Genomic DNA, 12,307 nt, shown 5'->3' with positions numbered 1-12,307 from the left:
TGTCATTTGTCAGTTGTCCTTTGTCCTTTGCAAATGACTAATACTTCGACTACGCCCTTCGGCTACGCTCAGGACAAGCTCAGTACAAGTGACCAATGACTAATGACATTTCAAGGGATTTTAGCTTAAGACAAAAACAGACTTAAGTCTAAATGGCTTTCAACTTCAATGGCTAGAGAGTCCAAAATCTGCTCTCGCTGTTCTCGATAGTTCGCAACACCGGTAGGCAAAGATTTTAAACCGCGCTGTTGACGGAGGCGATTTAACCAAGCCCGTCGCCAAGGCCCATTGTCAAAAAGCCCGTGGAGGTAACTACCCCACACCGATTGACAACTATCTACTAACCCTAAATTAATATCGTCAAATAGGGCATGGTACGATTGGGGATCTATGCCTTGCTGTTCGATACGCGATCGCCCTTGGTGGATTTCAAAGCCATTAACTGGCAAGCCTTGTTGGGGATAATTTGAGCTAACTTGGCGCTGACGGGCGATTTTTTGCCCTGTAATTACAGTTCTGATTGGTAAAAGATTTAACCCTTGAAATCTGCCAGCTTGTCCCTCTATCCCTTCTGGGTCAGCGATGATTTGACCGAGCATTTGATAGCCACCGCAGATACCTAAAACCGTTCCCCCAGAAGCAGCGTAGTTTTGGATCGCTTCTGCCATACCGCTCTTTTGCAGCAATAGCAAGTCAGCAATTGTAGTCTTTGTACCTGGGATAATTACGGCATCAGGATGTCCCAAATCTTGCTTAGGGCTTAAGTATTTAATTGAAACTGTACTTTCTGATTCCAGTGGGTCAAAGTCGGTGAAATTGGCAATTCTTGGTAAGCGGATGACGGCAATGGTGAGGTCAGTTTGGGCTTTATTCGTGGACGATTGACGTTCTAGCAGGTCAAGAGAATCCTCTGCTGGAAACATTTCTTGCAAGTAGGGTATAACACCGATAACGGGGATACCTGTGCGTTCTTCTAGCCATTTTATCCCCGGATCTAAGAGCGATCGCTGCCCTCGAAACTTATTAATTACTATACCTTTAATTAAAGCGCGTTCATCTGGTTCTAATAACTCTAAGGTGCCAATGACATGGGCAAAAGCACCACCCCGGTCAATATCAACTACTAATATGGTTGGTGCATTTAAATGTTTTGCTACCCGCATATTAGTTAAGTCGCGGTGCTTGAGGTTAATTTCCGCAGGGCTACCGGCACCTTCACAAACCACCATGTCAAATTCCGTTCCTAAATGCTGTAGCGATTCTTCAATTGTCCGCCACCCCAGTTCAAAATATTGCTCGTAGTAATCTGAAGCACTGACTTTACCTACAGACCTACCTTTAATAATTACTTGAGAAGTCATATCCCCTTGAGGTTTGAGTAGAATTGGGTTCATTTCTACCCAAGGCACGACTCCCGCAGCCCAAGCTTGCACTGCTTGGGCATAGCCAATTTCTCCACCACTGGCAGTGACATAAGCATTTAAAGCCATATTTTGACCTTTAAAGGGAGCCACTCGCCAACCACGCCGCGACAGAATGCGACAAATAGCTGTAGTTAAAAGTGATTTCCCTGCATGGGATGTTGTCCCCACCACCATAATTGATTTCATAGTTGCTATCATTTAGTTTTTCAAGATACAGGGTTAATTTTGAGAGCGAACAACAGGGGAGCAGGGGAGAAGAAATAATACACCATGCCCAACACTTCTCTACGAGAGGCTGCGCCAATGGCAACATCTCACAGTAAACAGTTCGACAGAGCTACCTGTAAAAACCTGCCGAACTGCTCAGTACAAGTGCCCAATGCTCACCATAACCATCACAAATTGCAATTAGATGGTTATGGTAAAGACTTCATGAATAGATGTGATGTTTCCGTATATATTGTTCCCTTTGATTCCCTAATCCTAACTCTTGGATTTTTTATTCTAAAAAGGTATCCGTAACCAACGAATTACAGAATCATACAAACGATCGCGCCATGAAGGAGTACGCCAATTTTTACCCTGGTATTGTTCTACTAACTGGCGTCCCAAGGGAGTGAGGCGAAAACTATCTGTAATTCCCTGACCATCTACTTCTCGGCGCAATACACCTACTTGAATCAACCACCCCAAAGCGTCATTACAGGCTAATTCTGATAAAGGGCGTTTAGTATAGCCCTGCTTGAGTCCATTTTCTAGGGCGATCGCAGTTAATGACACACTCTGGTGTCTCATCACTTCAAATAAAGATACATTAAAAGGCGAACACACTAGCGATCGCTCGGCTCTTTCTACTGTGCTTTGAGGATAGACAAAAATATTTGGGTTTTGGGAATCAACAGCAGCCATTGTGTATTGGTATAAATTTTTCTTCTAACAAAGATTAATTTAAGAATATATTTTTTATTGTACCAAATACCCCATTAAACCAAAATTAGTTACCTAAAGTGTATTTATCCTATTTTTTAGTAATTATATTTAAACATTATAAATTAATGTAAAATTTCAAGTGCATCAACAATCTGAAACAGGAAAGGTTAATTATGCCTCTAGCAGTTGGTACGGATGCACCTGCATTTACCGCCAAAGATACAAACGGCAACACAGTCTCGCTATCTGATTTGAGAGGGAAGACGGTTGTTTTATATTTTTACCCCAAAGATGACACGCCAGGCTGCACCAAACAAGCCTGTAGTTTCCGGGATGCCCAGTCTGAATATCAAGGTAAAGATATTGTCATCTTGGGAGTGAGTGCAGATGATGAAGTCTCCCATCAAGCATTCACCCAAAAATATAATTTGAATTTTCCCCTACTGGCTGACACCGACAAATCCCTCATCAAAGCTTTCGATGTGGATGGCGGTGGTTATGCCAAGCGCGTCACTTACGTAATTGACCCCAGCGGCAAAATTACCCATGTTGACGCCAATGTAAATACCAGCAACCATGCTAACGATATTTTAGCTGCACTTGGGCTGTAGTTTTTTACCTGATAATTCAGGTTTTTTTTAATAGTTTCAGCCCCAAGCCTCTAGAGACTTGGGGTTCTTTGTTTGATTCAGTTACCTGATGGTGGTGTAATCAATGGTGGCGTCACTGATGGTTGTCTAACCGTTGGCAAACTGAGGGTTGGTTGCTGTTGTTGACCTTGAATTAGTTTTTGCTGCCTTGCTTTAAAGGCTGCTGCTGCTGAGTTTAGTTCTTCGTTCTGTTGGTTAGAATCCCAGTTGAGAGTCCCGAAATTTGCCCGATGAATCAGATCGAACATGTTGAAATTGTCTGAATTGGAACGGGCGAAAGGATCGGTATTTTGGTCTGTTGTACTATTACTGGGGAAAGCATCCGTTGGGCTGCTGATTTGAGCAGAACTTGGTTGAGCCGCGAGCAAGGAAGCAAAGCTAATTCCTGCTGCCGTAGCTACAAAGAGTCTAGTAATTTGTAAAAATGGTTTTTTCATGGGTTTTGACCCTACCTAAAATTGATCTATTTTATCTTTTTAAGCCAGAGTACGCCGCAGTTGGGGTTGAATACTCAGCAAGGCGACTAAGGCAAAGCCAAACAACACCAGCAACGCTCCCCCAAAGGTAACATCGCCCCAAGGAGCCTGCATCACTACACTACCTAGTCCCCAATTATTGTGGAAATAGAGATAGCGAATTGGTTCGATTGCATAACTGAGAGGATTTAGAGTAGCTACAACCTGCAACCACTTAGGCATGAAGGATAGAGGTGCTAAAGCAGTACTCGCAAACAATAATGGTAGGTTAGTGACAAAAATCACTGCAATCAATTCAATGTGTCCGGGTAAAGCAAAAGCTAAACCGAGGGAGATGGCTGTTACACCCAAAGCTAAGAGTAAGACAATTAGAGCGATCGCACTTAAACCTGCTACATTTGGTAGTCCAGCCCCTAAGAATGCTGCTGCTGCAACAATTACGGCTGCTTGCAACAAACTTTGGCTGATGATGAAAATTGCTGAGGCAAAGACAATGGAAAACCGCGATGCCAACGGTGCTACCAGCAAACGATTCAAAAAGCCGAACTCGCGGTCAAACATTACAGGTAAACCAGCATTCAGCGCCCCAGCAAAGGCTGTAAACACAATGATGCCAGCCGCCAAAAATTGACCGTAATTTGTTGTATTGCCAAATATACCCTTGGGAGCATTTTGGAACAAAGCACCAAATAGCACTAACCACATTACTGGTTGAATAATTCCAGCAACCAAAGATGAGGGACGGCGTTGCAACTGAATAAACAAGCGACGAGTTAAAGCCAACGTCTCTTGTACCAATTCACCGAAAAAGTTAGGTGCAGTATTAGCATCAGCTTGCGGCGATGCTAATTGCTGCCAATTGATATCAGACTTAGGAGTAACACTCATAGCAATTTTGGATTTTGGATTTTGGATTTTAGATTGGGGATTGGGATTAGGGGAGAGGTTACAGGTGACAAGGAATAATCTGTACCCTGTAACCTGTCACCTATTCCCTTCTTCACTCCCCATTCTCTATCTCATATTCTGCTTCTTCTCAGCTTTGGGATCGCGGGTAGCTACGGCTGCGAGTTCTGCATCCAACAAGGTGCGTCCTGTGGCAGCGAGATAAACGTCATCGAGGCTGGGGCGAGATTGGGCGATGCCAAATATGGGCAAGCCAGCGGTATTCAGCGCTTGCTGTATGTTAATGAGAACATCATTTTGAGGTGTCACTACCAAGTTGAGTGAATTACCTTGAGCGCTGTTGATGATGATTTCTTGGACAAAAGGCAAAGGTTTCAGGAGGTTTTTGGCTTTTTCAGCTTCCTCAATCGGGGAAAACTCGCGGATTCGCAAGGTGATGCGATCGCCCCCTACTCGATCTTTCAATTGCGAAGGTGTATCACTAGCAATGACAACGCCGCGATCTATAATTGCCACGCGATCGGCTAAAGCGTCAATTTCTTCTAAGTAATGGCTGGTAATTACTACCGTCGTCCCAGAAGCGCGTAATTTTCTGAGGAAATCCCATACCACAAAACGGGTTTCTATGTCAAGCCCTACAGTTGGCTCGTCCAATACCAGAACATCCGGTGCATGGAGCAAGCCGGCAGCCAAGTCTAGGCGCTTGCGTAAACCGCCTGAGTAGGTTCCTGTCTTTTTATTGGCGTATTCTTGCAAACCGAGTAAGTCTAATACCGTCTCAATCCGCTGTTTAGCTACTGCGCCTGGGAGGTGATAAAGTGCTGCTTGCAATTGCAGCAGTTCTTTTCCAGTCAACACCTTATCTATAGCGACTTCCTGAGCTACGTAGCCTAGTCGTTGTCTTGCCACTTTCGGATTATCTAACACAGAGATGCCAGATACTTCGATAATGCCTGCATCCGGTGTGGTCAACGTACACAAAGCACGCAAGGTTGTAGTTTTCCCAGCACCGTTGGGGCCAAGCAAACCAAAAATTTCTCCTGGTTCTACCTGAAAGGAAACATCCTGGACGGCAACCACTGTACCGTAACGTTTTTGCAGATTTTGAATTAAAACGGCGGGAGCCATGACAGCCGATCCCCAACTATACAAATCTCAATAAAGTCTATCCTTATTGTAGAAGGTAGAGAGCAAGGAAATAGCGCATAAGCGAAAATCTGTAAATAAGTTCGCATCATGCGCTATGCTGCCAAAAATTTTTCATTATTCTAAACAAGTTGCTCGATTGCGTTTGTAGCGAAACAAACCAAATACTACAGCAACTAATCCTAAACCTGGAACATTTGCAGGCTCTGGAACCTTACGAGTGGGAGGCTTAGGCGGAGTGTAGTACTTTATTGGGACATCTGGCAAATCGCCATTAAATAGATAATTGTGAGACTCGCCATTTCCTGTCAAAGAAGCTACCACGACATTGCCGTTAACTTGACCGTTATTGAAATTGAAATTAGCCAAAGGCGCAAGAATACTGCCTTGGATGCCAATTCCGCTAGCAGTTAAGTTAGTTGCTTCATAAAAGTTGTAGATTACTTTTTGTTTATCTGCACCAATGATATTAAACCCAAAGTTTTGCAGCGATACATCCTTACCGCTGATATTGACAACGATAGTTGAATTTGCGTCCCCCTTAATTTCAAAATAGTTTGTTTTGGAGACAGATGAGCCTGCAAGATTAAAAACATTCAAAGCAGTACCACTGCCACTAAGGTTAATAGCACCCCAAGGTTGAACTGTTGTGTTACCAGTAGGAGTCAAGGTTGCCAAATATTCAGATAACCCTCGCAGTTGTTTCCCTGCTTCATTGAAGTCGATGGGATTACCCTGGCTGAGAGTTCCTTGGGGAAATCCCACATTGCTGGATACATTGGCGCTGCCTCCATAGACAGCATTCCCGTGGTAGACTTGACCGTTGCTTAAAGTTAAATTCTGTCCAGCGACTACTACGTTGCCGCTATTGCCAGAAAGTCTGCTTCCAAGTCCGCCGACGAAATTGATGTTACCGCCAGCAGCAACTTTTCCTTCGATATCTGTATATTTTTGAGAGATATCTCCCAAAACAAATACATTGTAATCAGAGGCAGTGCCTAACTCAACTGCATTCGCTCTTGCTGAGAAACCCAGCGCTAGAGTGAATACAATCGAACCTGTTACTTGCCCCCAAATATAATAGGTTTTTGATTTCATCTTATAGTTTAGGAATCATCAAAACGATCCTATGGGTATCAATCAAAGATTGCACTAGTGTACTAGCTATTTTTATGGAAGTTTCACATTAGTATAAATACTGTATATTTTCCCTTAACTCATTTTAAAAACCGCACATTTACTATTGACTTCATCAATTAGACTTTTATGAAGAATTCAGGAGTTATAAGGTTATTTCACAACTTTCAACCTTTTGAGGCTAATGTCATCGCAACCGCTGATAAATCCCCCCATAGCCTGGATTTGTTGTAGGTATTCAAGGACAGATTTGGTGATGACTTCTCCCGGCATTAACATAGGAATTCCTGGAGGATAGGGACAGACGATTTCAGCACAGATGCGGTTATTGGTTTGTGTCAAAGGTAGTATTTCACTGACAGCAAAAAAAGCTTCACGCGGAGAAAATTGTAAAGCATAATCTAGTGTTCTGTCTAAATTTAGTAAAACCTGGTTTTTAACAGTCAAGTTGCTTCGGCGATATTCTTTGGCGAGGGTGGTGAAACCTTGCACTAATTGTTCAATATCGGCTGGGGTGTTGCCCAAACTAATGATAAATGTGAGATGTTGTAGTGAGGCAAATTCAGCAGTGACAGCAAATTTTTCATCGAGAATCTCTTCTGCTTCAAATCCGGTTAAACCTAAAGCAGAAACAGTGACAGTTAGTCGCGTTTTGTCTAAAGCTATAAAGCCTAGAGGTTCCCCCAACCGAGGCATTTCCAAAACTGATAATCCAGGAATTTGACTGATTCTGGTTCTAGCTTCGTCAGCAAGTTGCAAAGTGCGAGACATCAGCATTTTTCCGTGGAGTACCATTTGCTGACGCGCTGCATCTAAAGAAGCTAAAAGTAAATAACTAGGGCTGGTAGACTGTACAAGTTGCAAAGCTTTACTGATGCGATCGCCATTTATCCTATCACCCTGGATATGCAGCATCGATGCCTGTGTCATTGCACCGAGTACCTTGTGGATGGATTGTACAGTTAAATCTGCACCTGCGGCTAAAGCGGGAGTGGGTAATTGGGGATGAAAGGCAAAGTGTGCGCCGTGTGCCTCATCTACAAGTAGAGGGACATTATATTGATGTGTAATATTGGCGATCGCACTCAAATCTCCACAAACACCGTAATATGTTGGGTAAACTGTCAACACTGCTTTAGCGTCTGGATGCTGTTGGAGTGCAGATTGTACAGCATTGGGTGTAATACTGTGGGCAATATCTAAAACTGGATCGTATTCAGGATTGAGAAAAATTGGTATTGCACCAGAGAGAATTAAACCTGCGATCGCCGAAGAATGCACATTCCGAGGCAGAATGATTTTATCGCCTGTGCCACAGGTAGCAAGAATTGCCGCTTCAATCCCACAGGTGGAACCATTGACAAGGAACCATGTTTGCGAAGCGCCAAACGCCTCAGCTGCTAGTTGTTGCGCTTCTTGAATAACGCCTTGGGGTGCAAAAAGATTATCTAAATCTGCTAATTCAGTTAAATCAGCGCGAAAAATTTTTGTACCAAGTAAATCAGCCAAAGGTTGAGAAATTCCCTGACCTAGTTTATGTCCTGGGGTGTAAAAAGGCGCATGAGGTCTTGCTGCATTTGCTTTTAAGGCATCTAATAAAGGTGTTTGGTTTTGATTGAGCATTTTTGAAAAACGAACCGTTAATGATAGAATCTTAAATTTGTTAGGGCATATTCATAGACAATAGACTTCTTGGCATTTGTCGGGAAAAGGGGAAAGGGGAAGGTGGGGTCCCCTCTGGGGATAAGGGGCGGGGGAAAAGGTACTGCAAAAGTCCCTTTCCCCTTTAACCTTTACCCTTTTCCCCCTCTTGCAAAAAACACTTTTGCAAGAGACCTCCATGAGCCTTCGGCTCACAACCAAGGATGAAAGTAGACTTTCAAGACAGGTCTATTGTCTAAACCCAGAACATCCGAGTGGAAAACATAAAGCTAGAGTTTTCGCATCAATTTTATTGCGACTTTAAAAGCAGATGAAATCTTAGTTTTACATTATGATTTGGCAATTGCTTAAGGGTACGACAAAGCTACAACTCTTGGAGAGCCTGCGCCCTAAGCGTAGCTACGCCGCCGCAGGCTTTACGACTGCGCTCAGTACAAGTCAGTGACCACCGCAGGCATCGCTGAAATAACAAATGAGTACTCCAAAATAACAAATGAGTACTCCGAAATAACAAATGAGTACTCCAAAATAACAAATGAGTACTCCGAAATAACAAATGAGTACTCCGAAATAACAAATGAGTACTCCGAAATAACAAATGAGTACTCCGAAATAACAAATGAGTACTCCGAAATAACAAATGAGTACTCCGAAATAACAAATGAGTACTCCGAAATAACAAATGAGTACTCCAAAATAACAAATGAGTACTCCGAAGTAACAAATTGTTCAGGGTTGAGAAAAATTGGTATTGCACGCAGAAGCGCAAAGGACACAGAGGAAGAAGAGACTCGTTACACAGAATGCTATGCTTACGTTAAAATCCGTAAGTCCTATGTGGCTGACTAGATGAGACCTTATCATCAAATCCCAATTTTCGAGTGTGGTGAACCGTTAATAGCGATTCCTTTAGAATTGTTTGCGGTGGAATCTCCCCATCCTTATGAAAAGTTAGGTGCGCCCTATGGCGATCGCTCTCCTTATTATCTCCGTCAAAGCGTTATTGAAAATTTGCTGCAAGCGCAAAATTATCTTAATCTCCTGCATCCTAACTGGCGTATCCAAATCTTCGATGCCTATCGCCCGATCGCAGTTCAACAGTTTATGGTAGATTACAGCTTCGCGCAAGCAGTACGAGAAAGAGGACTGACTGAGGTGGAATTATCCCCAAACCAACGCCAAGAGATTTGGGAAGCGGTTTATGGTATTTGGGCTGCACCGAGTTTAGATGCAAAAACTCCGCCTCCTCATAGTACGGGTGGGGCGGTAGATGTGACGCTGGTAGATGATGCAGGGCAAATAGTAAATATGGGTTCGCCAATTGACGAAATGTCAGAGCGATCGCATCCCGATTATTATGCCAATAGCGATCGTCCTGAAACGCAAAAGTATCATGTTCGCCGTCAGCTATTGCAAGATGTAATGTTAAAAGCTGGCTTTCAACGCAATCCTAGAGAGTGGTGGCATTTTTCTATTGGCGATCAAATGTGGGCTTGGCTGAATAATCAATCTAATCCAGCCAATCCTACCACAGCACGTTATGGGCGACTTGCATAAATGCGTTATGCATCTTGAGGATTCAATTCTTTTAACTCATCAGTGGTGTAAGTACCAATGGGAGTCCAAACTAGATAGGGAAGGAGTAATAACGCCGCTATTAGAGAAATCGGTAAAACGCAGATTGCCAGGGACAACCCCTGAAATCAAACCGATTAGACCAAGAACTTCCCCAACTTTGAGGCTGCGAAACCTCAACATTGTAGGTATGTAGGCAACGGTGATAATTTCCACCAAGAGGTACAAAGCCATTAGTAGCCAAGTAATTAGGCTTCCGGGATTTTTTTCCCAGACAATATAAGCTGAAGCCGCACCGCAAATAAAAATCACAGTCCAGATGACCGGAATCAGCGGCTCAAAAACTAACCAGCGAGGGCGACTTAAATTTGCAAACCATTTCACATCACGCGGCGTGATGAAGAAACTACCAAGGGCGACTAAGAAAGTTACAGCCCCAATTATTATCCAAGATGGAATCATAATGCACTCAAGCTTTGTGTATTTTGTCAATTCATACACTGCAAGTGTGACAATTTAGGCTATATGTTTAATCATTCTCTGGTGCGATTCTTAGGCATCTTGAGGATTGAGACTCATCATCTGCCAAGTGGTATAAGTACCAATGGGACTCCAGAGTAAATAAGGAACTAGTAATAGGGCTGCCCAACCAGAAAAACCTAAGACTGCAAGTATCAATAAAACATCAATAATCAAACCTGTGCCACCGAGAATTGTACCCACTTTCAGACTGCGAAGCTTAAACATTACAGGCGTATAGGCAATGGTAACAATTTCTAATAGCAGATATAAACCCATGATTAACCAAGTTGAGGTGCTTCCTGGGTCTTTTTCCCAGACAATATAAGCTGACCAAGCACCGCAAATAAATATTACAGTCCAAATAATCGGAATTGCGCCCTCAAAAGTTAGCCATCTCGGTCGTTGTAAACGCTTGAACCATTGGCGATCGCTAGGCGTAATCACGTTTGCGGCTAAAGCAACCAAGAAAGCCACGCCCCCAATCACCATCCAAGATTTAATCATGCCCGTTAGTCCTTTACAAGCGCTATTTATCGGTTAATATCACTCTTTATAGTGTGATTTTGTCAATTTAATTGCTAATTACTCATCATCCCTGAGTTTGAACCCTTCACATCATTTGGCAGGATTTTAAATTCTGGGCATTGGGCATTGGGAATGGGGCATTGGGCATCGCTACCGCTTTGGAGGCGATCAGTTTATGCAACAACTCTATTTTTTTGGTGAGGTGCGCCTCGTTCTAACTAAGAGCTGATTCGTAAAGAAAATCTAAAGAAAGCTGAATCCGGCTTTGTTAAGGTTATAGGCTAAATCGAGTGTAATTTATGTTGTTGTCGATGAGCCGTATACCTACGATTGAGAATCCACACCGCAAACCCTACCCAAGTGATTTAAGCGATGCTGAATGGTTGATTCTCAAGCCTCTTCTCCCTACGCCAAAGGGATTTGGGCATCCTGTAGAAGTAGATTTACGAGAAATATTGAATGCAATTTTCTACGTGCAACGTACTGGGTGTCAATGGGAAATGCTACCTCATGACCTTCCTCCATATACAACAGTGTATGGCTACTTTCAAAAATGGCAGCGTAAAGGCATCTGGCAGCAGATTCACGACCAAGTGCGCTATCAACTGCGACAAGATTTAGGGCGAGATGAAAATTCTACCGTGGCGATCGCAGATTCTCAGTCAGTGAAGACCACGGAAAAAAAGGGGAGGGTCTACGGTTTCGATGGTGGTAAGAAGGTTAAAGGGCGTAAGCGACATATAGTTGTAGATTCTCAAGGGTTGTTGATTGGTGTTTTAGTAACTGAAGCCAATGCGTCAGAACGTTTAGGTGCTGTGGTTGTACTGCATGAGGCGGTTAAAGAATTGTCCAAATTGGAAGTTGTTTGGGTAGATCAAGGCTATTCAGGAGAAAACTTTGCTCAAGCAGTCAAGAAAGTTTGCGGAGAAAAGGTTCGTGTTGAGGTGATTGAAAGGATATCGAAAACATTTGAGCGATTGCCGAAACGATGGATTGTGGAACGGACATTTGGCTGGCTTAATAGATTTCGGCGTTTGAGTAAGGATTATGAGTTGTACACAGAGTTAAGTGAAGCTATGATTTATGGCTCATTGATTCGTCTGATGATCAAGCGGATGGCTTCTTAAGCTTTTGTTTACGAATCAGCTCTTAAACCGATGCGTTAGCATTGTGCTTTTTAACTACAACAGATTGCATGATGAGGTAGAGATAATCGTAGAGGCACAATATATTGTGCCCCTACCCGTGTACTTCATTTACTTTGCTAATCAAGTTTCACAGCGATCGCCATAAATAAGAAAATTGTGGAAGCTCAAAGATTGATCGGGAATGGGGATGGTAACATTAGCCTGTT

General features: G+C 43.1%; 13 protein-coding genes and 1 pseudogene. 5 read left to right on the top strand and 9 right to left on the bottom strand.

The window, feature by feature from the left end; genetic code table 11:
• Window positions 1-125: 125 nt before the first annotated feature.
• The gene (cobQ, locus tag NSTCB13_RS34970) at window positions 126-1,610 is read right to left on the bottom strand and encodes a cobyric acid synthase CobQ (protein WP_448275609.1); all 1,485 of its coding nucleotides are present in this window, start codon (window positions 1,608-1,610) and stop codon (window positions 126-128) included.
• 84 nt (window positions 1,611-1,694) lie between these two features.
• Here cobQ and NSTCB13_RS34965 point away from each other — a divergent pair, with 84 nt between their 5' ends.
• On the top strand, window positions 1,695-1,946 hold the full coding sequence (locus NSTCB13_RS34965; RefSeq protein WP_448275607.1) for a hypothetical protein: 252 nt from the start codon (window positions 1,695-1,697) through the stop codon (window positions 1,944-1,946).
• On the opposite strand, the gene NSTCB13_RS34960 is transcribed toward NSTCB13_RS34965, so the two are convergent.
• The gene (locus NSTCB13_RS34960) at window positions 1,929-2,333 is read right to left on the bottom strand and encodes an Npun_F0494 family protein (protein WP_448266741.1); all 405 of its coding nucleotides are present in this window, start codon (window positions 2,331-2,333) and stop codon (window positions 1,929-1,931) included. The genes NSTCB13_RS34965 and NSTCB13_RS34960 overlap by 18 nt on opposite strands.
• A gap of 194 nt (window positions 2,334-2,527) precedes the next feature.
• Here NSTCB13_RS34960 and NSTCB13_RS34955 point away from each other — a divergent pair, with 194 nt between their 5' ends.
• Window positions 2,528-2,965: a peroxiredoxin gene (locus NSTCB13_RS34955; protein WP_448266742.1), complete on the top strand. Its 438-nt coding sequence runs from the start codon at window positions 2,528-2,530 to the stop codon at window positions 2,963-2,965.
• A gap of 77 nt (window positions 2,966-3,042) precedes the next feature.
• Here NSTCB13_RS34955 and NSTCB13_RS34950 read toward each other — a convergent pair whose 3' ends face one another.
• The 5 genes from NSTCB13_RS34950 to NSTCB13_RS34930 form a co-directional block, all read right to left on the bottom strand.
• The gene (locus NSTCB13_RS34950; protein ID WP_445626256.1) at window positions 3,043-3,441 is read right to left on the bottom strand and encodes a hypothetical protein; all 399 of its coding nucleotides are present in this window, start codon (window positions 3,439-3,441) and stop codon (window positions 3,043-3,045) included.
• A 39-nt stretch (window positions 3,442-3,480) separates the two neighbouring features.
• The gene (locus tag NSTCB13_RS34945; RefSeq protein WP_448275606.1) at window positions 3,481-4,368 is read right to left on the bottom strand and encodes an ABC transporter permease; all 888 of its coding nucleotides are present in this window, start codon (window positions 4,366-4,368) and stop codon (window positions 3,481-3,483) included.
• Window positions 4,369-4,494: 126 nt separating this feature from the next.
• Window positions 4,495-5,514, bottom strand: a complete 1,020-nt coding sequence (locus NSTCB13_RS34940; protein WP_445626254.1) for an ABC transporter ATP-binding protein — start codon at window positions 5,512-5,514, stop codon at window positions 4,495-4,497.
• Between the two features lie 135 nt (window positions 5,515-5,649).
• Entirely contained in the window at window positions 5,650-6,630 is a 981-nt protein-coding gene (locus NSTCB13_RS34935) for a choice-of-anchor A family protein (protein ID WP_448275604.1), read from the bottom strand.
• A 192-nt stretch (window positions 6,631-6,822) separates the two neighbouring features.
• Window positions 6,823-8,292: an aminotransferase class I/II-fold pyridoxal phosphate-dependent enzyme gene (locus NSTCB13_RS34930; RefSeq protein WP_448275602.1), complete on the bottom strand. Its 1,470-nt coding sequence runs from the start codon at window positions 8,290-8,292 to the stop codon at window positions 6,823-6,825.
• A gap of 480 nt (window positions 8,293-8,772) precedes the next feature.
• On the opposite strand from NSTCB13_RS34930, the gene NSTCB13_RS34925 reads away from it, so the two are divergent.
• Both NSTCB13_RS34925 and NSTCB13_RS34920 read left to right on the top strand, forming a co-directional pair.
• Complete coding sequence (locus tag NSTCB13_RS34925) at window positions 8,773-9,180, top strand: hypothetical protein (protein ID WP_448275601.1); 408 nt, start codon at window positions 8,773-8,775, stop codon at window positions 9,178-9,180.
• Window positions 9,181-9,888, top strand: a complete 708-nt coding sequence (locus NSTCB13_RS34920; protein WP_448275599.1) for a M15 family metallopeptidase — start codon at window positions 9,181-9,183, stop codon at window positions 9,886-9,888.
• Window positions 9,889-9,893: 5 nt separating this feature from the next.
• On the opposite strand, the pseudogene NSTCB13_RS34915 reads toward NSTCB13_RS34920, so the two are convergent.
• Window positions 9,894-10,368, bottom strand: a pseudogene (locus tag NSTCB13_RS34915) (TspO/MBR family protein).
• A 90-nt stretch (window positions 10,369-10,458) separates the two neighbouring features.
• Window positions 10,459-10,932 (bottom strand): TspO/MBR family protein, encoded by a 474-nt coding sequence (locus tag NSTCB13_RS34910; RefSeq protein ID WP_322701606.1) that lies wholly within the window; start codon window positions 10,930-10,932, stop codon window positions 10,459-10,461.
• Between the two features lie 332 nt (window positions 10,933-11,264).
• Here NSTCB13_RS34910 and NSTCB13_RS34905 point away from each other — a divergent pair, with 332 nt between their 5' ends.
• Window positions 11,265-12,080 carry an IS5 family transposase gene (locus NSTCB13_RS34905; protein ID WP_448273213.1) on the top strand — a complete coding sequence of 272 codons (816 nt, stop codon included), beginning with the start codon at window positions 11,265-11,267 and terminating at the stop codon, window positions 12,078-12,080.
• The last annotated feature ends 227 nt before the right edge of the window (window positions 12,081-12,307 follow it).

The sequence above is a fragment of the Nostoc sp. DSM 114160 genome, assembly GCF_053470305.1.
The sequence above is the reverse complement of the archived record's forward strand: the minus strand, read 5'-3'. Positions and strand labels throughout refer to the sequence as shown.